Below are 21,074 nucleotides of genomic sequence, written 5' to 3'. Positions count from 1 at the left end.
ATTGCGCTGATCGTAACCCACCCAAGGCAGGTGGAATGCTGATTCAGTGCAATTCGACATTTGTGGGTCTCAAGGAGGTGTCACCACTTTTCGGGTGCCTTGTATCTCGAGGAACCGTTCAATAGTTATTGCAGATTTACGATTGGGGAATGCCAAGGGAGTGTCGCCGCACTGCGGCGCTCTCCCTCGGTATTCCCGCGGCTGGCAATCGCAAAAGGGCGTGGGGAAGACGTCGCTACGCCAGCGCCGGTGCGGCATGTCCCGCGGCGTCGATTTCCCGCATGTGAATGCTGTATGAATTCACAGATTCGTCGATCAGGAACGCCTCTACGCCCTCTTCGACATCGAAGTCAATCATGATGCCGGTCGTCGCTCCTTTCTTCCATTGAAAGCTCATATGGGCGCAAAGTACCGGGAAATGATAAACGTCGCCGGTGGGATCCACGAGAATCTCTCCAATACGCTGAGTCTTCTCATGCGCGGCCTCCGAGATTTGCACACCAGCCTGGTGATAGCCCCCCTTTCGATTAATCTCGAACACCCAAAGCCGCTCGGGCAAGTGCCGTTCGCGGTAAAATTTCTGCAATTCCTTCTCAGTGTTCTCGATCGCCCAACGCCGGAATTCGTGGCGCGAAGTCAGGAACGGTCGCAGAACAAACTCCAAATGAAAATCATCGGTCCTCGTGATACCGGTCACTGAAGACGCAGTCATTGCAATGTCGAGAAACGTTGACAATGTCTCCTGCACCGCGAAGGAGGCCTCTTCCGCAAAGACATAAACGTCCTTTGGCAGCAACGGAATTACCGATTGAATGGATCCGTATGGATAGAGGCCCCCCTCTCGACTGACGCTGCGATACGGACCATCGTTGTCATTCTGGATGTAGAGATGATCGATCCAGTTGACTGGAGAGTATAGAGAGAAAGACTGAGACCAACCGCCTCCTGTGTCAACACGCACGCTGCGCGTCGGACCATTTGTGGCCGATCGCGACGTATCCCAGTCGTGACCAACGATGACAACTGCATGCGAAAATTGGTCGACTTCTGTACCGTACAGCGCGATCACCGGAATGCCAGATTCAATATATGGGTAGACCAAATCCTTGACCCGGTCCAGGTCATATCGATAGCAAGGAGCAAGTGGCAGCTGCGCTGCATTGGCCGGCAGTTTTGTTCGTAGTTGATGACCGTGATATCCGAAGCGCTCAAGGATTGCGAGCATGGATTGGACGCCCAAGCCCTTGGTCGGAAGTACCGGCCCAAAGATCACAGATGCCCCTGCTTCGGCGGAAATGTCGGCCACGGTAATGGCATCCCTGCCGTCCCTTTTCCGCAAGACCCGCAATGCTGACCAGATCGCCACTTGGGCGCAGGCCCCCACCGCGCTGTCCTGTTGCATGAACGGTGCTCCCACGACCTTCAAGGTTCTTCCTGCCAAGGTGGTTCTGAACGAGTCCTTTACTGTCAGGAACGTACACTCTGGCGGCGCCTTCAGCACCGTTCTCCCCACGGGCGCAGACTTGACAGGCCGTACATTGACGAAGCCTAGGTAGCCCGGCGTCTGATTAACGTCGGCATGGTCATTTCCGGCAATTCTGTCAATATAGTCGAGCGGTGCCTGGCCTTGCTCCACCGCAACCGAGAAGAAATGGACCCTTTGGGAGTATCGAGAGTAGTTCGAGAATGTGGTGGAGTAATATGCGCGAAACTCGGCCTGATACTCCTTGTCTGTGGAAGGCGCCTGGACAATTGCGGCTTTGCAGCCCATTTCTGCCAACATCGCGGCGATATTGCGCAACGGGGTGAGTTGATGCTGATTGGAAGGCGCGCGATGGCGCGCACCGGTTTGCGAGTTTTGGGCACTGGTGCGGCCCATAAGTACCGCAACGATGTCTTCCGCGTTGCTGATGGCGTGAAGCACCAGGCGGCCATTTGTCGCACTAGAAAGACTTACTTCGTTTGTTGACGTCATAGGACAAAAGAAAAGGGCCACCAAAGTGGCCCTTTAACGGTTCTCGATGCGTGTCAGCGACACGTCACAAAGCGATTCTCTTCGATGGCGGCGGCTTGTTCCCGGCGCAGAGCTTGGATGGGCTCCTGCGCGCGCTCAAAGTAGCTTTCAAATACGGCCTGCGCATCCTCTCCGCTCAGGCGCTCTGCCTTTCCGGTTAACAGGACCCTGGCTGCCATCTCAACAAGCCGCTTGTCCATCATTTTCTCCAGAGTTGCACAACATGGTACTGCATGAAAAATGCCAACCCACTATCTTATGCTTTAGGTGTAGCAACGTCAACTCACGGGAGCTTGCTCAACCCACGTAATGAGATTAGGACGATACCTAGAGGCTTTGCAAGCTATTCCCAAAGAAAAGTGCATGTTTAGACACTTTCACAGTAGGCTTCGCCCGCGATCGATACCTCTCGTTACTTATCGACCACAGAACCCTCTCTGCGGACCTCCCGTATGCAGGGAGCAACAAACCTGAGAAATTTCAGCGTTCTGTGACAATCTATGACGGGGGCGTGTCTTACAACGTCGGGAAGGGGCGAATACTACTTGTCACAGATCGATGTACTGTATATAAATACAGTGTCCACCCCCAACTGTAGGGAAGATATGTCTAGCTACATATTTGTGTCGCCCAATTCCGATCCTGGCGCCGGCCGCGCGCTCGCTGATCCGATATTGACCGCTCCACGTCCTACTATGGGGACCTGTCGGCCAGATTTGCGTCGATTGGTGACGCCCGGCGACCATATTTTTGTTGTGAGCGGAAGCTTGGGGAAGACCTACCCGCAATATGTCATTGGCGGGATGGAGATCGACGAAAAGCTCAAAGATCAGTTGGAGGCGTTGCGCGTGCATCCGGAAAATGCCCTTCGATTTGAGAACGGACAAAAGCACGGGAACATCATCGCGATGCCGGACGGCACTCAGAACCCTCGCGACAGCCACTCGAAATTCGAAAACCGAATAAAAAACTACGTGCTCGGAAAGAACCCAGTGGTCCTACAGAGCGATCGGGAAGTGCAACTCGGGCGTGATCGGACCATAGAGATCCTTTCTGATTTGTTCGACCGTAATGGATCCCGCGTACACCATATTATGGGGCGTGCGCGGCGCTTGTCCGATGCGCAAGTCGAGCGACTAAGGCATGCGCTCGAAGACATCAAACGCGAGGCGAGGGCGTGACCAACATTGCGTCCTATCTCGCGAGCCGCAACTTATCGATGGAAAAGGCTGCGGCAAAGGCCGGTCTTTCCCTAGACAGGTTCGAAGAGGTAGTGAAGGGGGGCAACGCGACGCTCGGAGAACTCAGGCAGGTTGCTCGTGCCTTAGGTGTCCCCGTATCGAGCCTCATGGACAGCGCACCTGCCGAGCCGATACGTGTTTTGTTTCGGAAGACGCTCGATCAGCGTGAAATCGAAGTTACGCCCCAACTTGATGTGCTGGCCGCGCAGGTGCGCGATGCTCTTGTGATCGCCCGCGGGCTTCCTTCCGATCTCACATGGTTAGAGCTCTTCGATGGTCTAGAGCCGCGAGTCGAGATCGCCGAAGCGTTCGCCGATCGCTTCCGCAGTTCGATTGGATCCTTAGACGACCTCGAGCCCTTTCAGGATTTGCCGGAAGCTGTTAGTCAACTGGGCGTCTTTGTCCTGTTTTCGCGAGATCCGAGCATTGAAGGTGTTTCCGCAATTGTCGAAGGCCACGCGCTAATCATTCTGGGAGCGCGCACGTTTCAGCCGCGGATGCTATTTACGATCGCGCATGAACTAGGACATCTGGTTGCACATCACGACTCGCGAGACAATGGATATGCTCACTTGGATAAGGAGGTGGGCGGGTTGAACGAACCTAAACGCCAGGAAGAGCGGTTCGCCGATGCTTTTGCTGCATCGCTGCTTTTGCCTCGCCACGGAGTTTTACGTGCACTCCAAGCGATTCGGGACCGAATGGGCATTTCGAAAGGACCTCTGGGTGCAATCGAGATTGCCTGGGTCGCCCACTTTTTTCACGTTAGCTTTGAGGTCGCCGCCCGACGATTTGAGGGCTTGGACCTTCTGCCTCGATCGGGTGCTCGAGCGTTCTACCAGAAGCTGGTGGATGACTATAAGAATCCCGAGCGGTTCGCCGAGGCAATCGACATCCCTCCGCGTCCGAAGCTAGCGATTGCTGCTTCACCATTATTGATCGATGCCGCGGTTGAGAAGATCCGCTCAGGTCAGATGTCTCTCGGGAAGGCGGCCGAACTTTTGAATGTGCCGGTGTCTACTCTGGTGGCAGCCAATTCGGACATAAGCGTGTGATTATCATTCTTGATGCATCCACGCTCATCAATCTGGCAAACGGCGAAGTGTTTGCCGAGATTGTCTCCCTGCCCGGGCACCAATTCATGGTAAGCGAGGTTGTACGTCAGGAATCCAAAACGGTTTCAAACGCTATTAATGCGGCAGTACAGCGCGGTGATCTGGAATGGGTCGACGCAGATCTGGTCGACTTTGACGAGTTTAAGGTTGCCTTAGAAGCCTGGGGACTTGGTGAAGGCGAAACGGAGTGCATCTTAGCTGCCCAAGTCATGAAATGTCGTGTGGCATGCGACGATGGCACCGCAAGGAAAATCATCAACCGGGCCATCCCCGACTTCCCTTTCACCGGCTCAATCGGCTTATTAAAGGAAGCCGTCTCAGCAGGAATCTTAAGTCCGGAGCAAGCTTATGATGCGTTCAACTTGATGAAATCACGAGGAGGTTACCTCCCTGACTTGGCTCCGGAAACATTCACGGTCTCCACTATATCGTCTCGGGCCGAAATCCAAGATTCTCCTGGCGCAACGGGTTCGGAGCCGTAGTGGCTAACGCATGGCGAAGTGCGGCGAATGGATTGCCGATAGTCTTCTTTACACGAGTCGGCGAGTGGAAGACGTGCTGGCACGCGTGGCACACATGTTCAGAGTGAGGCGTGTACGCCCATTCTCCATTGTCAAAGTGAGGCGCGGCGCAAGTCGGGCAAGTCAGTGCTACGATCCGACCTTCAAGGTGAGGCATAGCCGATTGCGCCATATATACCCGCACATGACTTGCCTCTAATTTTTGCCCGTCGATGACGACCTTTGCAAAGGTGTCATCGATTTCAGGTATTTCATCGTCATAGTGTCGAAAAGCGTGTACATGGATTCCACTCTCTTCAGTTTCCGTGGATGTCCATATCAGCGCTGGATTCGATCCCCAGATCTGAACTCCGCCGAGAAAGTCGGCTTGCTTTAGCAAGAGATTCCTGGGCGCTTTGACCTCCTTAGTCGCCTTGGCATCGAAGTGTGCTCTGATCGTAGCAAGCGGGTTCCCAATTCCAGTGGACGAATCCGAAAACTGCTTGCCGCATCCGTGGCATTGATGCCTGCGGTGCGGATGCACCGCGAACCAGTCGCGGTCCAGATGTGGGAATCCGCAATATGTGCAGCTCACCGGAATCGTCGAAAAACCGAACACGGTGGACACCATATAGTTGATGGCGTCAATCTCCTCCACTTCGGCCCAGCCGTCAGAAAGTAGGTCTTCGGCAAACGGAATACGCAGTTTCCGATACGTCCGGTCGATCTCTTTATGCCCGCCTACGGTGCGCCGCGCATGCACGTGGATGCCACGATCTACCGCCTGGTGGGTAGTGTCATAAACTGCTGGAACTGATCCCCATAGCGCGACGCCACCAGGATAGTCGGAGAAAGCGAGGTTTAGGGTCTCGTGCGGCCCGATTGGCAAGTCGTGTGCAGCGACACATTGCCGGGCAGCGACGCCGTACTTTGCTGTGGCGTTTGCATGATGGGACAAGCACCAGTAGCGCGTTCCGCCATCCCGACGCCTTCCAACCGAGACAATCTTGCATTTCATCGTGAGATGCTCAGATAGGGGTTGTCATTAGGCGCGCCACATGCAGTACACGCCCAAAGCAAACATCCAGACCGATACTGATACTGCTCACAACAGACTGCTTGCCTACAATATACCCGTAAGTGTAAAAAACTCTCCTTGTAGGCGCAATGGCCCAGCTTCACAATTGGACGATAAGTGGTTCGGGCTTGTTGTTGTAGGTTCTCGATCAATGCCTGAGCAGTCTGGCGAAGCAGTTTCCGGCGCTCGCGACGACGGCCAGCCCCCAGGATATTGTCGAGATCGCGCGCGCATGCGAAGGGCTGGATGGCGGTGCGCTTCGCAAGATGGTGGTGAACGCCATGGCCATAGCCGCGAGGTTGCCGTCGATCCGAACAAGCTGACGACCGCACACCTGCTTGCCGCAGCGAAGGATGCGAAGGCGGCACGCTCGCGCAAGGAGGCCAGCAAATGAACACCGTCCGTCGAGATTTTCGTAGCGTTCCGTCGCGGGACGCAGCTGACACTTGGACTGCCATCGTCGAGTTGATCACAGCTGGCAACTCGAACGACGAGGCCCGCAAGGAACTGTTGAGCGTGACAGGGATTGTGGCAAGTGCCATCACTGACCAAACGCCGAAGTCCAGCCCCATTGTCGTGACCTGCGAAGGTCCGCGTACCCGCATCTATTGCCTGTACGACGATGACGCACTTGATGAATCAAGCGGCAATGAAGCGAAACTGGGGCTCGATGCGACCAAGGGAAACTGGCAGGTGTCAGTGGTTGTCGCTACTGACGACCTATCCTGGATCCAGGCCGGCGTGGCACCTGAGAACGCAAGGTATGCGGTGATTCTGAGGACCAAGGCCGGGCGGCCGGACGTTGATGGCTGGGGCCCTTGCTCGTCCCGCTCAACCGAAGGCATGGTGCGCCGGACCCTAGGCTCAACTGTTGAACATAGCGGCCTCGGCGCGAGCGCTGCGTACTGGAGGACCCGCTGATGATTTCCCTCGACGATGCATTCCGCAAGTTTAAGTCCAGGCTTGAACTTAACGACCGCGAGCAAGCAAACGCGTCAAAGCGCCACACTGAAGTTCGGGAGCACATCCGGTCGAAGTTCTCAATTCAGCGGGACTTCCTCACTGGCTCCTACGCCCGGTACACCTTCCCGGGCGGCTATTGGGTGGACCAGGGTTTGGGGGTTCCTGACTCTCTGGTCAGCTCGTACAGCGGTGCCCCACGCCAGCCCTCAGCAGACGTCCCACCGGCCGAAATGGCGGGAGTCAGACGTGGATTTAATGGGTCTATGCAACACGCAGACGCTACGTAGGCTGTGGAGGTGCTGCAAATGAAACAAAAGGCGCCGGATTTATACACCGAAACTCAGAAGGCACTAATGTAGAAGCGATGGCGAAAGGGTGACACGCTCCACTCCGGCGTCTCTGTCGGATGCGGCGGGGCAACGACTCCGTCGTCCAAAGGTCAGATAGCCCGCTAGGACCCTGCTACTCCGCGTTAGCGGCCGAGCTGGCCGGTGCTATGGTAGTTGCACTGGGACCTGCACTGGCCGGTGCCTTCGGCTTGGTCCGGGTCGAGGCTACCGCGGCGATGCCCTGTTCCGCCAGGTCCTTCACCTGACCGGAAAAGCCCGGAACCACGCGCATCGCCTGCTTAACGGCGTCGGACGACGCGAACTCGTGCCAGGGGCTGCCGTGCGTTTCGGTTTCCACCAGGCGCAAGGGCAACTCGTCCAGCCGCGTCAGGGCCGAGGCCAGCACGCGGCTTTCCATGTCCTTATCGAAGCGCGCGGCCTCGCGGCGGAAGCCTTCGTAGGCCCGCGAGATCGACGCCTTAAAGGCATAGTCCTCGGAAAGCCGGAAGCGCTGCCCGACCTGCTTGGTGGCCAGCCAGGAGAACCAGACGGGCGCGCCGACCGACAGCAGCGACAGGGCGAAATTGAGAACCAGGACCGAGGTCGGGGCATTGGGTTGGCGGAACAGCTCCGAGAGCGAGTGGAGTTGCTGCGAACCGAAGTAACTGCCCAGCGAGAGGGCGGCAATGAGACCGCCCACCCAGAACCACATTGATTTCGAAAGGGACTCGGAGCGCTCCGTGAAGGCGGCGGCGAGGCCTACGCTGGTGGAGGCCGAATACGCCGTTTCGCACCGCTCGAGGACCTCGCCGGCTTCTTTCTGTTTCTGGCGCAAATCCGCCTCGAGCGCACTCGCCTCCTTGCGCGTGTCAGCGATTCGGGTGCCTTCCTCGGCAGACGCCTTCAGGATGGCTGAGAGCTCCTGCCGAGCCTCGGCGAGCGACTCGAGGTCCGTCGGAAGTTGGTCGGCAGCGCTGTATGCTTTCTCGATGCGCTCGACCATGCCCGAAAGGGTCGCGGTGCGCGGCTCGACGTTCGCGAGCCGCGCTTCGAGACCACGGATCTTGGTGGCGAGCCGGCGTAACTGGATGGCGGCTTCGGCAGCCTTGGCGACCGCGTCGTCGGCGAGGACCGGGGCTAGTGCCTTGCGCAAGCCCTCGAGCGTGAGCAGGTAGGCGGTGACGGCCTGGTTGGCATTGCCCCACATGTTGGGAATGGTGCTCGCGTGCAGATGCGTCAGTCGCCGCACATAGTCCTTGATGCGGGATTCGGCGCTGCCGAGGTCGTCACCGCCGCGTTCGTCGATGAGGTCGACGATCGACTGCGCCTCCTCAATCAGCTCGGTGCGGGTGAGACCTGGGAAGCTCCAGTTATTGTGTACGGTTCCCAATGGCTCGTCGCTGCCCAGGTGGGCCTGCAATTGGGCAATGACCTTGCGGAGTTCCTCTTGAATCTGGACCAGTACAGGATGCATGTAGCCCTCGTTATTGTTCTTGGGTCGCGGATGGTCTCATCGGGCACAAGGCCCGCCCACCCGAGTAGTGACGGGTAGAAACAGGCTTCGTTCCCATAGCTGCGCCGACTCACCGTTAACGCGCCGTTAACGCGCGCGGACGAAAGTGTACGTTCAACGACGATCGCACACAATCGGTTGAGTTTTTGATACGACCGCATCTGGCGTGCGCCGTGCTAAGGCGGCGTTTTTCGAGTAGGTGCAAGCCCCACCCGGCAACCGCTCCAGCCGGAAGCATCCGGAGCAACTATGGAGGTGACGAAGTGGCTGAAGCCAACATGTCACGAAATACTGTGACAGCGCGAGTGTGCAGGCCGTAACGCGAGTGAACGCCGAGCAAGCCTCGACCCGATTGCGAAGCAGTACCACGAGTCGCTGCGCCGGAATAGCCGCCAGTCCCCCTTCACAGCAACAGTCAGTCGGATAGGCTGCGGAAGAGCCCACGATTGCTCCGGTGCTCGGGGGGGCTAGAGAAGTGACCATAAGCGACCGGCGTACTTCAGCCAGAATGCGCGAGTAGGGCTACGTACCCAAGTCCGGTTCTTTCCAAGCCCCGCCGGAGTATGGCCGCGACCGGACCAGGTTTTTCCCGTCTTCGGATCGCGATACTTCGGTGGCATAGGCTTTTTAACTGCCTTGGCGGTTCCGAGGCCGGCCGGTCGACTACGGCGACGATTTCCGATGATGTCGTCGGTCGACAGACCGTACGCTCCCATTAATTTCTGGATCTGTTGGATCACCCCCGCCACCTCAGTCGAACGTGCGTCGGCGAACTGGACTTCCAGTGCTTCCTTCTGGGCCAACAACTGCTTGTAGGTAGCCATGTATTTATCCTTCATAGGAAGCCCCGCAGAAGCGTTAATTTACTCCATTTTCAAATGGAGTGCGGATTTGCATAGGGACGGACGACCCTCACCCACTAGTCAGAGAATCCCTTCTACATCGAATTCCGCCTAGCCTTTGTACCCCAACTACCCCTCCAGATGACGCGCCAACAACCGATAGCCAAGTCATCTCAGGGCTGCTCACGGAACAAGCATCTCGGAAGAAACCGTAAGGTAGAAAGGGAGAGGGTGGAAAAATGCGAAAAAAACGTTCACAATTCTCTATCCGTGAGAAAATCCAAAGACTTCTTCCCGCATGTTTTCGACGCGGGAATTTTTACGTTCTCAGAACTCGTTTTTAGGACGCTCGACGGCGTTCTTACATTCATTGTAAGTCCCTTCTTATCGCGATCATGCATTCGACGCCTTCCCCTGCGCCTCAGGAAGAATTAAGTGGACCCGCATCGAGGAATCTCAGAAAGCGGATATGGGCGGCGCTCGACCGCGTCGCGTCGGCTCTTACGTGGAGCAGTATTAAGACAGTTCTGGTCCGAGTAGGGCTGGTGGTGATCGGGATTGCTTTGCCCGTATGGTATTTCGTACCTCAGTTCGACGGCGAGTATCGTAATCAAGCAGGGAATCTAAGAATTGAAGTTGCAGGAAAGCGTGTAACTGTATCTGACAGCACCACGGGATCCATTAAGATCTCTGAATTCGACGCAGAATGGCAAGGGTACGAACTCGATTTTGGTGAAGGGATAGAGGGTCAGACCATCGTCGATCATCCGTTAGATCGTCGTTATGAACTGCTAACCGGGTGCCAAAAAACCGCCATCACGAAGCAAACTTGGCTATCGCGGCTCTCTGTTGCGTTTCCGTTCAGCGTCCTAATCGTAGCGGCCGCTATCATGATGTTCTTCACGTTCTTCGTGCTCAATGAGAAGGCGAAGACCGAGCCGGAGGTGATCTACCCAATGTGGGTGGCATATTTTGGTGCCTTATTTGGGAGTGCAGGTATTTTTGTTGCGGCCGGTGAGAGCGGCATCTTCGCCTTTGACGGCAAACCACAAAATCGAACAGCGGAGCTGATTCTGGCTGGTGCAAATTTCTTTCTCGATATTGGGCCGGAATTTTGGGCGCTTATTGGGCTGCTCGTTTTTTTTGTGTCAACTCAGTGTTTTGCATATATATTTTCCGGCATCAGCGGCTCTGCTCAGAGCCCTCGCTTTATATCTCAGGCTTGGAAGTGGGTCACGCTGCTGATTGCTAAGGCACTTATCAGCGCATCGGCAATTGTACTTAGCATCGAGATCATCGGAAGACAGTACTACTGGGTGAGCGCCGACCCACGTCATCTCGCCGGAAACGTTGTGCTCGCGATAATGTTGCTGTTCGTTGGGCTATGGTTGTTTTGCCTTGTTCCACTTCGAGGCATGGGGACAGCCCGTGTTGACGGAAAAATCGGGCGGTATGTCAATAAAATTGATCGCTACATGCGTCGCAGGCTGCCGACTAGTCAGTTGAGCGACCAAAGATCCTCTGCAGCGGGAAACTCCCAGGCTACGGTTCCTTCGGAGCGAGTCAGCTAAGAAAGTATGCCGGGCCGCATTCACGCGACCCGGTTGCAGCGCTGTGTGCACAAAGCCGCCTCAACTATTCGCGGTCCCTGCTGATGATAAATTTTGGTGGGTTCCATCGGCGTGCTTAGTTTTGGACACCTTCCTACAACCCAGAGCAAATCGGGAATCCCCATGGCAACCATGGCCGGTGCTGTCCGCCACTTCGTTGAATCCTCGCCCATCGGCGTCACGTCGCGCGAGATTCGAAACCATATCAAATCTGCTTACCCGGGCAAATGGACGCCCGGCACGCTGACAGCGCATCTCTATGGATGCGCCGTTAACCAGCCGAAGGCATATCTGCATCACAAGTCAGCAGAGAAGTTTCTCTATCGAGCCAACGACGGTCGCTTCTTCATCTACGACGAAGGCAAGCACGGGCCAAACGTTTGGGCGCCGGTTGCCGAAGACCCCTTGATCGAAGAGGAAGTCGAGACCGTCGATGCGATCGAGCAGCGCGTCGAGGCGTCGATAAGCTTCGAGCGGGATGTGGAAGAACATTTGATTCGAAATCTGGGCATGCTTGAGAAGGGATTGCGATTCGTGGAGCGTCAAGTTGTGATCGACGTCGGCCGCGTGGACATCCTTGCGGAAGATGGAAAGGGCCGCCGTGTCGTCATCGAATTGAAGGTGGGGGATGCCAAAGACGCTGCGGTGGGGCAGATCGCCCGCTACCTTGGCTGGTACGCTCGGCAGGATCAGAAGCCGCCTCGCGGGATGCTCATTGCCGGCGACTTTCCGGAGCCGGTTCGCTACGCCGCGGAGGCCGTAAAAGATCTCGAGCTGGTCCGCTATCGCGTTCAGTTCGCTTTTGATTCTATCGCTGTCGAAGACTAAAGAGAAAATCTACGATGCTCGAAACGATAACCTTCTACCATTGGAACAAGAATGTAAGGGACGGACTGCAAGAATCCTGTGATGGTCCAACAAAGACCCTCAAGCACTAGAACGCGGCTGTGGCTGGCGCTGAGAAGGCTTGGATGGCCGGCGGGACACTGGTAACAGACGACCAGGAGCTATCCCGCAATAGCGGAGGTGGAGCAGCACCTTTCACTTGGCTCCAGCCGTCCCAAGTGTCAGGGTGAATTCCGTGAACTTCCGTGCAATATGAAGAAAAACTAGTTGGAGGCCTGTCCTGAAAGATATTCAGCAGGCCACTGACATCCTGCAGGGTACACTTCACCCTGACAATCGAAGGCACGCCAACAGTGTGTTTATCCTTAACACCTGGTTTGGCCCTGATGAACTAGCAAATGCCGAGAATATTTATTTCCTATACGCAGCAGGATCGAGGCTTTGCTTTGAGCTTGTCCGAAGCACTCGCATCGAACGGTCATGACATCGTTGTTGATGTCGATTCGCTTGCGCCTGGAGATGAATGGCGAGGAAAGCTGGGAGAAGGGCTGAAGAAATCCGAAGCTCTCGTTGTACTGCTTTCCCCGCGCTCGTTGAACTCACCCCACGTCATGGCTGAGTTGGGAGCGGCGCGTGCCTACGCAGGTGAATCAGGGCGCATGGTTGTAATCCCCGTTCTGCTTGATTTGACCGAGATTCCGTCAATAGTTGCCGACGTGTTGGCGATCAATGCAACCGGTCGGGATCTTTCGTATGTGGTTTCACAGATTGAGCGTGCAGTTTCCGCGTTTGTGGGACGGAAGGCCGCGAAGGAAGAAGCCGTCGCGCTCTTCTCGCGGCGGATTGAAAACAGTGCTCCGCAATACATTGACGACGCTCTTGCGCGGCTGGCCTCGCTTGAGCGAAGCAATGGACGGTGGAGCATTTGCTGGAACATTCTTGGGTTCATCGCGCTCCTCGCTGGTATCGCGTTTTCCGTCTTCGGCGCAGCCCACTCTTTACCTTCGCAAGCGTCCCTTGGCTGGGTAGATTTTGCTTTCTCAGCTATCAGAACAGTCCTTGTCATCACGCTACTCGGAGCAGCCGCGAAGTACGCGTTCTCCCTTGGTAAGACCTACGCGAACGAATCGTTACGCAACGCTGATCGCCGTCATGCAATTGAGTTTGGCAAGTTCTACCTTCGAGTTTTTGGTTCTGAGGCCGGATGGTCAGAACTGAAGGAGGTCTTTCAGCACTGGAACATCGACAGGAGTTCATCGTTCGCCTCGCTGGATGTGTCCCAGATCGATCCGAAGGTGTTTGAACTTGCGACGCAACTTGTCAAGGAGGGGCCAATGTCGAAGGTGCTTTCCGGAATCACCGCTAAGGCATGAACGATTCTCCGCTCGCTCTCCTCACTGACAGAACGAGCTGAGTTTTTCTTATTCCCCAGGGGCAGCGCCGCCACCGAGTTGTCCATGAGAACTCCGGGTCCTAAGCACGCCCGGCGGCCAGAGCCGACATCTCCAGGGTTCAAGGTCAAAACAACGACCGTTCAGGCTGTTTGCGGAGGCCCACCAAGGGAATCCGCGAAACCGTTTCTATCAGCGAACGACCCGCTACCGTTGAAGACCCAGCCATACCAGGTCAGTGGGAAGGCGACTTACTCCTCGGCGGCAAGCAAGGTCGTCGCGGTGCAGATTACGCCGACCCTACACTAGAACGCGGTTCCAACCTACGCACCGCATTTAACATAAATTGCGGTCAGCCCATCGGGCCATTCAGTGCTGCCGGACGACCCGGGATGCGGGCCGTTGCCGGCCGTGGCTCAATGGCACAGGTATGGCATTCTTCGCCAGACAAGGAAGATCCCGACAGTGTAACGGGATGTCTTGGCGTGCTCTGGACCGCTTTAAGTATCCTACTAAAGTAACAACTGTGGCTAAAACACATCAATTGCTGCATCTCTGCTAGCTAACAGAGACCTTACATACATCTTTAGTGCTGCACACGCCGCTCGATGATGGGTTTAGCGCCAATATTCGCCTACCCGAAGAAAGTTGGGCTTGTTCAGCCAAATTGCAAATTGCACAATTGCGACCGCGCCATGTTTGCAGAACATATGTGATTCCGTCCTTCGGAACGTGCAGAGACAGGGCGCTGTTGGAAACATCAGCCGCATACCGCTCAGACGGTCGGGCGGCCAAAGAACAAACAGCCAAGAATGGCGATAAGAAGGGTAGGGTCGGTTATGCACGCGGATCTCGCGTTACGCATGGTGTCGGGTCTGTTGTGGACGGGCCTGACGGTCTGTCTACCGCTGCTGGCGGTCATCATGACAGTTGGATTGGTCATCAGCCTCCTGCAGGTTGTGACACAAGTCCAGGAAATGTCGCTCACCTTCGTTCCTAAGCTCATCGCTTCGGGAATCGTACTGATCGCTCTGGGTCCGTGGATGCTGCGCAAGCTCACCAGCTATTGCACGCAGCTTTGGACCAGTATTCCTTCCTTGTTCTGACCGTCGGCCGGAGTTCACAGTGGGAAGTCTCGCCTATGGCTCGTGGGTCGTATCGGTGCTACTGGTCAGCATCCGCATTGGCATGGTGTTCGCCATGACACCAGTGCTGTCTGCCATTCCGATGCCGGCTGTCGTTCGCGTCCTGGTGATCCTTGGCATCGCGGCAGCGTTGTCTCAAGCGTTGCCCTCTGCCAGCTACCGGGGGCACGCCGACCTGTCCTCGCTGTTCGAGGCCGCCTGCCTCGAGGTATCCGTAGGCGTCCTGCTGAGCCTCGGCATCCTGCTGGCGTTTGCCACGTTTTCTGTTGCCGGGCGCGTGCTCGACATCCAGATCGGGTTCGGCATGGGCCAGTTGTTCGATCCGGCCACGCGCCAGAACCTGCCGCTGCTGACCGGTGCCATGACGCAGCTCGCCGTTCTGTGCTTCTTCGCCCTGAACGCCCACCACACGTTGCTGCGTGCGCTGGCCTACAGCTTCGAACACTTTCCGATCGGTGCGCCCTGGGCGATCCAGCAGAGCCTGCCGGCCGTGCTGCGTCATGTATCGGGCGTATTCGTCCTGGGCTTCGCCCTCGTGGCGCCCGTCGTCACATGCCTGCTTCTGGTGGAACTTGGACTGGCGCTGCTTGCCCGCAATCTGCCCCAGATGAACATGTTCGTGCTCGGCATGCCGATCAAGGTCATCGTCGGCCTGGGTGCGCTGGCAGTCTGGCTCGGCTCGGCCGGTGACTATGTGGCACGCATCTTCAATACCGTGTTTCGCAACTGGGAGGCATTGTTCCGATAATGGCTGACGAAGACTTCGACAAGAGCGAAGCCGCTTCGGCCTACAAGCTGGAGCGCGCGCGCGAACAGGGCCAGGTGCCCAGGAGCCAGGAGGTGACGGGTACGCTGGTCATGGCCGTCGTCATCGCCACGCTGCACGCGCGCGGGCTCGAGGGCATTCTCCATGAGTTCCGCTTCGACAGTGCGCTGGTGCAACGCGCCGTCACGGCCCGCGACAGCGGGCAAATCATGGCACTGCTGGCGGCCACGCTCGATCATCTGGTGTGGTCGCTGACCCCGTTCCTGGTGACGGTGATGATTGCGGCCGTCATCGGCAACGTGCTGCAGACGGGGCCGATGTTCGCGCCCAAGGCACTCAAGCCCGACTGGACCCGGCTGAATCCGGTGACTGGCCTCAAGCAACTGCTTTCGGTGCGAACACTGTTCCATGCGCTGCGTTCCTGCGTGAAGCTGACGCTGCTGGCGCTGGTGGTCTGGTACGCATTGACCGATCTTCTGCCGCAGTTCCACCATCTGGCAGCCTTGCCGCCGCGCCGCTACGTGGAAACAGTGCTCAACGACATGGGCGCCATCGGATTGCGGGTGGTCATCATCCTGACCGTGATCGCCGCGGTGGACCTGTTGTTCACGCGACGCCAGTTTGCCCAGCGCATGCGCATGAGCAAGCGGGAGGTCAAGGATGAACACAAGCAGCGCGAAGGCGACCCACGCATTCGGCAACGGCAACGCGAACTGCGCCAGGAGATGGCACGGAAGGTAGGCGCCATCGGCGAGGCGGGCGGCGCGGACGTCATCATCGCCAACCCCACGCACCTGGCCGTGGCCCTCGAGTATCGCCACGGCCAGATGGAATCGCCGCGCGTGGTGGCAAAGGGCGCGGGAGCCCTTGCCCTGGCCATCCGCAAGGCAGGCCGCTCGCAGGCGGTGCCCATCGTGGAAAACCGGCCACTGGCGCGCGCGCTGTTCCGCCGGGTCGGCATCGGCCAGCACGTGCCGCCTGAACTCTATGCCGATGTGGCCCGCATCATGGTCTGGGTACTCGCCATGCGGCGCTCCCGGCAGGTGGCGCAGTCGTTGACGGCAGAGGAGGCCACGTCATGAGCAACTGGCGGCAATTGCTGTCGGGCCAGGGCGATGTGCTGCTGGTTGGCCTGGTACTCGGCATCCTGCTGGTGCTGTTCGCGCCGATTCCGCGCGGCTTGCTGGATTTCCTGATCCTCACGAACTTTTCGTTCGCGTTCCTGATCCTGCTGCTGACGTTCTACATGGCGCGACCCGTGGAGTTTTCCACGTTTCCATCGCTGCTTCTGATCGCCACGCTGTTCCGGCTGTCGCTCAACGTGGCGGCAACGCGCCTGATCCTGGCGGACGCTGACGCCGGCAAGGTGATTGCGGCCATTGGTTCCTATGTGGTGGGCGGCAACTATGTGATCGGCCTTATCGTGTTCCTGATCCTGATTGTGGTGCAGTATGTAGTGGTGACCAGCGGCGCGCAGCGGGTGTCGGAAGTTGCTGCGCGCTTCACGCTGGACAGCATGCCAGGCCAGCAGATGAGCATCGACGCCGACCTGAACATGGGCTTCATCGACCAGGAGGAAGCCCAGCGCCGCCGCAAGAACCTGGAGAAGGAAGCCGCTTTCTACGGGGCGATGGACGGCGCAAGCAAGTTCGTCAAGGGCGATGCCATTGCCGGCATCATCATCATGCTCATCAACATCGTCGGCGGCCTGGTCATCGGCACCATGCAGTTCGGCATGCGCTGGTCCGAAGCCTTGCAGACCTACACGTTGCTGACGATTGGCGACGGCATTGTGACCCAGGTTCCGGCGCTGGTGATTGCGGTGGGTACCGGCATCATCGTTACGCGCTCGGCGTCGGATGCCAATCTCAGCAACGAAGTGCTGCGCCAGATCACGTCCTTTCCGAAGACGCTGCTGCTGGTGGCCTGTGCCTTGGGCGGGCTGGTGCTGTTGCCGGGCATACCGTCCGTGCCGATCCTGGTTCTGCTGGCGCTCGTCGTAAGCGTCGCGCTGGTTGCGCGCCGTGTCAGGCGGGGCGCCGCCCAGGACAACAACAGCCCGGACACGGCGTCCGACGCGCAGCCCCGGAGCCAGGACGAAACGGGCTACGCGGCACTGGCCGTGGAGCCGATCGAAGTGCACGTGGGCACTGCATGGCTGCCTCTTGTCAGCCAGGAAGGCGGGCTGTTCATGGAGCGCATCGCGCTGTTCCGCAAGCAGCACGCCCAGGATCTGGGCCTTGTACTCCCGCCCGTGCGGTTTCGCGAAGGGGCCCGGCTGGGCCCGAACCAGTACGAGATCCAGATCGACGGCGTGGTACGGGCAAAGGCCGAAGTGCGCATGGAGCAGTTGCTGGCAATCCATCCGTCAGGCGATACGCGCGCCATTCCAGGCGAGCCGACCAAGGATCCCACCTACGGGCTGCCGGCACTCTGGATCGATGCCGCCCAGCGCGACGCCGCCGTGGCAGCGCGATTCACGCTGGTCGACGCGCAAACGGTGTTCCTGACCCATCTGACGGAAATCCTGCGCCGCGAATCGGCCACGCTGCTTACCCGCGCCGAAGCCGAACGCCTGCTGGCACGCGTGCGCGAGAGCCATCCAGGCCTGGTCGAGGAACTGATTCCCACGGTGCTGTCATTGGGGGATGTGCAGAAGGTGCTGCAGCATCTGCTGCGGGAGAAGGTCAGCATCCGCCACGTCGAGGCCATTCTCGAAACGCTGGCCGATGCGGGCCGCGCCACCAAGGATCCCCTGGCATTGACCGAGGCCGTACGCCAGCGCCTGGGCCCCGCAATCTGCCAGGCACTGGCCGGCGACGCCGGTGCGCTGCAGGTGCTGACGCTGGACGCCGCCATGGAAGCCGGATTCCTGCAAAACCTGCAGGCGGTCGAGAACGGGGGGCATTTCGCGCTCGATCCCCGCCTGGCCGAGCAATTTATCCAGCGACTCGTCTTTCACGCCGAAAAGATGATGAAGAGCAATCTCCTTCCCGTGGTGCTGTGCGCGCCCGAACTGCGGCGTCATGTCCGCAGCTTGTCGGAACGCGTCTTGCCGCACCTGCGCGTGATCTCGATGGCCGAGGTGCCGCACGCGGTGGAGTTGAAGTCGTTTGGTGTTGTGAGCCTCTGATACGAAGGAACAAACTGTGCAACAGACTCTGGCCGTGGCACTTACCGGACTGCAGACCGATGCGGACCGACTCGACCGCATCGCCCTGAACCTGGCCAACGCCTCGACGCCGGGCTACCGGCGCGAGGTCGGCGCGATGCCCCGCACGCCGACGCTGCCGTTTTCCGCGCAGGTGGATGCAGGGCAGGCCGCTGCCGATCCTGCTGGCGCATCGTTGGCATCGCATCCGGCAGGGCGTCTCGTGCCGTTGACCGTGTCGGACACACGCGCCGGTACGCTGCGTTCCACGGGGCAGAGCCTGCAAGTGGCGCTGACCGGTTCCGAATTTTTCGAGATCGCCACAGATGCCGGCCCTGCCTACACCCGCAACGGCGACTTCCGGCTCGATACGCGTGGCCGGTTGGTGACGGCTAGTGGCAATGCTGTCATGGGGCGCAGTGGCGAGATCGTGCTGACCACTCCGAATCCGAAGATCGACCAGGCCGGTGTCATCCGCGAGGGAAACAACGTGGTAGGGCAGTTGAAGCTCGTGACGTTTTCCGATCCGAAGTCTCTGCGCCGCCTCGGCGACGGCCTCTGGGCGCAGGGCGAGGGCATGACCCTCTCCCCCGACACTGCACAGGCCGTCCGCCAGGGTTACCTGGAAAACAGCAATGTCAGTGCGCTGACCGAGATGTCGCAACTCGTGGAAACGATGCGCCACTTCGAATCGCTGCAGCGCATGACCCAGGCCTACGACGACATGGTTGGTCAGGCCATCCGCAAACTCGGCGAAGGCTGAGCCTTTCCGCATTCCAACGACTACGCGCACCCGCCATGCTTGACGCACTCCATATTGCCGCCACCGGCATGCAGTCCCAGCAGACCAACGTAGACACGATTGCCAACAACCTGGCCAACGTCAATACACCCGGATTCAAGAAGTCGAGGGTCAGCTTTTCGGATCTGGTGTCGCAGGAGACCCGGCAACTGACCACGGCTGGCATCGACGCCGTAGCCGGCCTGGGTGCCGCCACACGCACTGGCATGGGCGTCGGCATCGCCAGCACCGGCCGCGTGCTGGATGTCGGCGACATGAAGAAGACCGATTCGCCCTATGACATCGCCATTGCGGGCCAGGGGTTCATCGAAGTGCAGATGCCCGACGGCAGCCGCGCGTTCACCCGCGGTGGCACGTTGAAGGTCAACCCGGATGGCATGCTGTCCACGCTCGGCGGTTATCCGCTCAAGCCCGGCATCTCCATTCCCGAGAACGCCACGGACATGACGATCACCTCCGACGGCCACGTGATGGTGCGTATCAGCGGCCAATCCGCGGCAACCGATGCGGGCCAGCTGGAGCTGGTGAAGTTTCCGAATGCCGCCGCCATCACGCCGATGGGCGACAACCTTTACCGTACCAACGACAACGCCGGCGAGCCGATCGCCATGCGCGCCGGCGACGACGGCTCGTCCCAGATCCAGCAGGGCTTTGTGGAGTCTTCCAATGTGAAGCTGGTTGACGAGATGGTGAGCCTGATGGTGGCGCAGCGCGCCTACGAAGCGAATGTGAAGATCGCCCAGGCATCGGACGAGATGCTCGGCATGATCAACAACCTGCGTCGTTGAGCCCGGCAATGCGACGCGTGCTTCAACGCCTGCTGCCGGTCCTGCTTGCCTGCCTGGGTGCAGGCGCCGCCCATGCCGACGCCAGCGTGCATGTGGTGCTGCCGGAGCGCGTGCAGGTGCATCGTGCAGACGTGGCACTGGGCGACGTGGCGCAGTTGCGTACGCACGATCTCAACACGCTGCGGCAGCTCATGGCGATGTCAATCGGGCCGGCGCCGCGTACCGGCGAGGCCGTCATGGTCGACTCAAAAACGCTGGCCCGTTATGTCCAGACGCACGTGAAGCTGCCGGAACGCGCTATCGCGTGGGAGGGCGCCCCGCGCATCCGCATCGAGCGCGCCATGCAGGCGCTGACAGCAGACCAGCTTCAGTCAGCCGCGCGTCAGCGCCTGGAATCATGGCTGCACGCGCGCCATGCACGCTTTGCGGTCTCGGCGGCGCAGGATACCCAGCCGCTCGCCGTGCCGGCCGGCAACCTGGAGTTGCGACCGCGCGAGATTCCCGACAACCAGCTTGCCACGCGCCGCATGGTGGTGTGGATCGACGTGTGGGTCGCGGGCGATTTCATCCGTACGGTATCGGTCGCTTTCGATGTCAACGTCTACCAGGATGCGTGGGTCGCACGGCGTGACGTCCGGGCCGGAAGCGCGCTGCGTACCGATGACTTCGAACGCCGGCAGATCGATATCGCACGGCTTGGCGGCGCGCCCGTGACTGCAATCCCGGACGGCTCGCGCGCGCGCCACAACGTATTGGCCGGCACGCCGCTGCAGGAAGCGGCCGTGCAGGCAATGCCCGTAGTGGTGCGCGGCCAGACGGTGACCCTGCGCAGCCATGTCGGCGCCATCGCGCTTGAAGGGCGGGCCGAGGTTCTTCAGGACGGATGGCCCGGCGGCCGTGTCCAGGTACGCATGCCCGCCGGCAAAGCGCCCATCCTGGCGCGCGTTGTGGAAGACGGCACCGTGGAACTGGTTCAGTGA

General features: G+C 58.8%; 19 protein-coding genes and 1 pseudogene. 15 read left to right on the top strand and 5 right to left on the bottom strand.

The genetic code is table 11. The annotated features are described in order from the left end of the window. Nucleotides 1-235: 235 nt before the first annotated feature. Together AC24R4_RS28085 and AC24R4_RS28080 are read right to left on the bottom strand one after the other, a co-directional pair. Nucleotides 236-1,924, bottom strand: coding sequence for a hypothetical protein (locus AC24R4_RS28085; protein WP_487524012.1), 1,689 nt, complete (start codon nucleotides 1,922-1,924; stop codon nucleotides 236-238). 104 nt (nucleotides 1,925-2,028) lie between these two features. Then, nucleotides 2,029-2,214 carry a hypothetical protein gene (locus tag AC24R4_RS28080; RefSeq protein WP_487524011.1) on the bottom strand — a complete coding sequence of 62 codons (186 nt, stop codon included), beginning with the start codon at nucleotides 2,212-2,214 and terminating at the stop codon, nucleotides 2,029-2,031. A gap of 405 nt (nucleotides 2,215-2,619) precedes the next feature. Here AC24R4_RS28080 and AC24R4_RS28075 point away from each other — a divergent pair, with 405 nt between their 5' ends. From AC24R4_RS28075 to AC24R4_RS28065, 3 genes are read left to right on the top strand one after another with little or no spacing between them, the layout of a single operon-like run. Next, nucleotides 2,620-3,195: a hypothetical protein gene (locus AC24R4_RS28075; RefSeq protein WP_487524010.1), complete on the top strand. Its 576-nt coding sequence runs from the start codon at nucleotides 2,620-2,622 to the stop codon at nucleotides 3,193-3,195. Next, nucleotides 3,192-4,310 (top strand): ImmA/IrrE family metallo-endopeptidase, encoded by a 1,119-nt coding sequence (locus AC24R4_RS28070; RefSeq protein ID WP_487524009.1) that lies wholly within the window; start codon nucleotides 3,192-3,194, stop codon nucleotides 4,308-4,310. Before AC24R4_RS28075 ends, AC24R4_RS28070 begins: the two co-directional genes overlap by 4 nt. After that, nucleotides 4,307-4,852 (top strand): PIN domain-containing protein, encoded by a 546-nt coding sequence (locus AC24R4_RS28065; RefSeq protein WP_487524008.1) that lies wholly within the window; start codon nucleotides 4,307-4,309, stop codon nucleotides 4,850-4,852. The genes AC24R4_RS28070 and AC24R4_RS28065 overlap by 4 nt, the downstream gene beginning before the upstream one ends. Here the strand turns inward: AC24R4_RS28065 and AC24R4_RS28060 are convergent. Then, a complete protein-coding gene (locus AC24R4_RS28060) occupies nucleotides 4,794-5,888 on the bottom strand; it encodes a hypothetical protein (RefSeq protein WP_487524007.1) in 1,095 nt (364 codons plus the stop codon). The two genes, AC24R4_RS28065 and AC24R4_RS28060, sit on opposite strands and share 59 nt — an antisense overlap. A 450-nt stretch (nucleotides 5,889-6,338) precedes the next feature. On the opposite strand from AC24R4_RS28060, the gene AC24R4_RS28055 reads away from it, so the two are divergent. Both AC24R4_RS28055 and AC24R4_RS28050 read left to right on the top strand, forming a co-directional pair. Continuing rightward, nucleotides 6,339-6,869 carry a hypothetical protein gene (locus tag AC24R4_RS28055; protein WP_487524006.1) on the top strand — a complete coding sequence of 177 codons (531 nt, stop codon included), beginning with the start codon at nucleotides 6,339-6,341 and terminating at the stop codon, nucleotides 6,867-6,869. Continuing rightward, nucleotides 6,869-7,033: pseudogene (locus AC24R4_RS28050) on the top strand (SMODS domain-containing nucleotidyltransferase); the annotation flags it as partial. The gene AC24R4_RS28055 and the pseudogene AC24R4_RS28050, both read left to right, overlap by 1 nt. Before the next feature lie 340 nt (nucleotides 7,034-7,373). Here AC24R4_RS28050 and AC24R4_RS28045 read toward each other — a convergent pair. Beyond that, on the bottom strand, nucleotides 7,374-8,714 hold the full coding sequence (locus AC24R4_RS28045; RefSeq protein ID WP_487524005.1) for a hypothetical protein: 1,341 nt from the start codon (nucleotides 8,712-8,714) through the stop codon (nucleotides 7,374-7,376). 506 nt (nucleotides 8,715-9,220) lie between these two features. Next, nucleotides 9,221-9,577, bottom strand: coding sequence for an H-NS histone family protein (locus tag AC24R4_RS28040; protein WP_487524004.1), 357 nt, complete (start codon nucleotides 9,575-9,577; stop codon nucleotides 9,221-9,223). A gap of 563 nt (nucleotides 9,578-10,140) precedes the next feature. Here AC24R4_RS28040 and AC24R4_RS28035 point away from each other — a divergent pair. From AC24R4_RS28035 to flgA, 10 genes are all read left to right on the top strand, one after another. After that, nucleotides 10,141-11,166 carry a hypothetical protein gene (locus tag AC24R4_RS28035; RefSeq protein ID WP_487524003.1) on the top strand — a complete coding sequence of 342 codons (1,026 nt, stop codon included), beginning with the start codon at nucleotides 10,141-10,143 and terminating at the stop codon, nucleotides 11,164-11,166. 162 nt (nucleotides 11,167-11,328) lie between these two features. Then, nucleotides 11,329-12,033 carry an endonuclease NucS domain-containing protein gene (locus AC24R4_RS28030; RefSeq protein WP_487524002.1) on the top strand — a complete coding sequence of 235 codons (705 nt, stop codon included), beginning with the start codon at nucleotides 11,329-11,331 and terminating at the stop codon, nucleotides 12,031-12,033. A gap of 416 nt (nucleotides 12,034-12,449) precedes the next feature. Continuing rightward, on the top strand, nucleotides 12,450-13,424 hold the full coding sequence (locus AC24R4_RS28025; RefSeq protein ID WP_487524001.1) for a toll/interleukin-1 receptor domain-containing protein: 975 nt from the start codon (nucleotides 12,450-12,452) through the stop codon (nucleotides 13,422-13,424). Nucleotides 13,425-14,281: 857 nt separating this feature from the next. Then, on the top strand, nucleotides 14,282-14,548 hold the full coding sequence (locus tag AC24R4_RS28020) for a flagellar biosynthetic protein FliQ (protein ID WP_487524000.1): 267 nt from the start codon (nucleotides 14,282-14,284) through the stop codon (nucleotides 14,546-14,548). Between the two features lie 19 nt (nucleotides 14,549-14,567). Beyond that, complete coding sequence (locus tag AC24R4_RS28015) at nucleotides 14,568-15,335, top strand: flagellar biosynthetic protein FliR (protein ID WP_487523999.1); 768 nt, start codon at nucleotides 14,568-14,570, stop codon at nucleotides 15,333-15,335. Next, nucleotides 15,335-16,435 (top strand): EscU/YscU/HrcU family type III secretion system export apparatus switch protein, encoded by a 1,101-nt coding sequence (locus AC24R4_RS28010; protein ID WP_487523998.1) that lies wholly within the window; start codon nucleotides 15,335-15,337, stop codon nucleotides 16,433-16,435. The genes AC24R4_RS28015 and AC24R4_RS28010 overlap by 1 nt, the downstream gene beginning before the upstream one ends. Continuing rightward, the gene (gene flhA, locus AC24R4_RS28005; RefSeq protein ID WP_487523997.1) at nucleotides 16,432-18,486 is read left to right on the top strand and encodes a flagellar biosynthesis protein FlhA; all 2,055 of its coding nucleotides are present in this window, start codon (nucleotides 16,432-16,434) and stop codon (nucleotides 18,484-18,486) included. The genes AC24R4_RS28010 and flhA overlap by 4 nt, the downstream gene beginning before the upstream one ends. Before the next feature lie 16 nt (nucleotides 18,487-18,502). Next, a complete protein-coding gene (locus AC24R4_RS28000) occupies nucleotides 18,503-19,267 on the top strand; it encodes a flagellar hook-basal body protein (protein WP_487524122.1) in 765 nt (254 codons plus the stop codon). A 35-nt stretch (nucleotides 19,268-19,302) separates the two neighbouring features. Next, entirely contained in the window at nucleotides 19,303-20,094 is a 792-nt protein-coding gene (gene flgG / locus AC24R4_RS27995) for a flagellar basal-body rod protein FlgG (protein WP_487524121.1), read from the top strand. Between the two features lie 8 nt (nucleotides 20,095-20,102). Next, complete coding sequence (gene flgA / locus AC24R4_RS27990; protein WP_487524120.1) at nucleotides 20,103-21,074, top strand: flagellar basal body P-ring formation chaperone FlgA; 972 nt, start codon at nucleotides 20,103-20,105, stop codon at nucleotides 21,072-21,074.

Source organism: Cupriavidus sp. CER-90 (genome assembly GCF_057652055.1).
This window is presented reverse-complemented; position numbering and strand designations above follow the sequence as displayed.

Bases quoted from the DNA above. Each gene is read 5' to 3' on its own strand.
- AC24R4_RS28020 (WP_487524000.1), top strand. From the start codon at position 14,282: ATGCACGCGGATCTCGCGTTACGCATGGTGTCGGGTCTGTTGTGGACG.
- AC24R4_RS28045 (WP_487524005.1), bottom strand. From the start codon at position 8,714: ATGCATCCTGTACTGGTCCAGATTCAAGAGGAACTCCGCAAGGTCATT.
- AC24R4_RS28080 (WP_487524011.1), bottom strand. From the start codon at position 2,214: ATGGACAAGCGGCTTGTTGAGATGGCAGCCAGGGTCCTGTTAACCGGA.
- AC24R4_RS28040 (WP_487524004.1), bottom strand. From the start codon at position 9,577: ATGGCTACCTACAAGCAGTTGTTGGCCCAGAAGGAAGCACTGGAAGTC.
- AC24R4_RS28030 (WP_487524002.1), top strand. From the start codon at position 11,329: ATGGCAACCATGGCCGGTGCTGTCCGCCACTTCGTTGAATCCTCGCCC.
- flgA (WP_487524120.1), top strand. From the start codon at position 20,103: ATGCGACGCGTGCTTCAACGCCTGCTGCCGGTCCTGCTTGCCTGCCTG.
- AC24R4_RS28075 (WP_487524010.1), top strand. From the start codon at position 2,620: ATGTCTAGCTACATATTTGTGTCGCCCAATTCCGATCCTGGCGCCGGC.
- AC24R4_RS28010 (WP_487523998.1), top strand. From the start codon at position 15,335: ATGGCTGACGAAGACTTCGACAAGAGCGAAGCCGCTTCGGCCTACAAG.
- AC24R4_RS28055 (WP_487524006.1), top strand. From the start codon at position 6,339: ATGAACACCGTCCGTCGAGATTTTCGTAGCGTTCCGTCGCGGGACGCA.
- flhA (WP_487523997.1), top strand. From the start codon at position 16,432: ATGAGCAACTGGCGGCAATTGCTGTCGGGCCAGGGCGATGTGCTGCTG.
- AC24R4_RS28060 (WP_487524007.1), bottom strand. From the start codon at position 5,888: ATGAAATGCAAGATTGTCTCGGTTGGAAGGCGTCGGGATGGCGGAACG.
- flgG (WP_487524121.1), top strand. From the start codon at position 19,303: ATGCTTGACGCACTCCATATTGCCGCCACCGGCATGCAGTCCCAGCAG.
- AC24R4_RS28025 (WP_487524001.1), top strand. From the start codon at position 12,450: ATGCCGAGAATATTTATTTCCTATACGCAGCAGGATCGAGGCTTTGCT.